Origin of the sequence: Nocardia vinacea NBRC 16497 (assembly GCF_000308835.1) — a bacterium.
Classification (GTDB): Bacteria; Actinomycetota; Actinomycetes; order Mycobacteriales; family Mycobacteriaceae; genus Nocardia; species Nocardia vinacea.
Map to the genome: position 1 here is coordinate 1 of NZ_BAGN01000294.1, position 389 is coordinate 389.

General features: G+C 62.0%; 1 protein-coding gene. It reads left to right on the plus strand.

Translation table 11 applies throughout. From position 1 onward, the window contains the following. The coding region (locus tag ON44_RS33545; protein ID WP_040697942.1) for an acyltransferase domain-containing protein at nt 1-389 on the plus strand (389 nt) is incomplete at both ends.

Here is a 389-nt window from a genome sequence, read left to right on the forward strand (position 1 = left end):
CAGGGTGCGCAGCGGGTTGGTATGGGGGCGGGGTTGTATGCGGCGTTCCCGGTTTTCGCTGCGGTGTTCGATGAGTTGTGTGTTGAGTTCGATCGGTTGCTGGGGGAGTCGTCGCCGGGTGTTTCGTTGCGCGACATCGTGTTCGGTGTCGGTGATGGTGAGTTGTTGCATCGGACGGAGTTCACGCAGCCTGCGTTGTTCGTGTTCGAGGTGGCGTTGTTCCGGTTGATCGAGTCGTTCGGTGTGTCACCGGATGTGTTGATCGGGCATTCGATCGGTGAGTTGGTGGCGGCGTATGTGGCGGGGGTGTGGTCGCTCGAGGATGCGTGTGCGCTGGTGGTCGCGCGTGGTCGGTTGATGGGTGCGTTACCCGAAGGCGGCGCGATGCT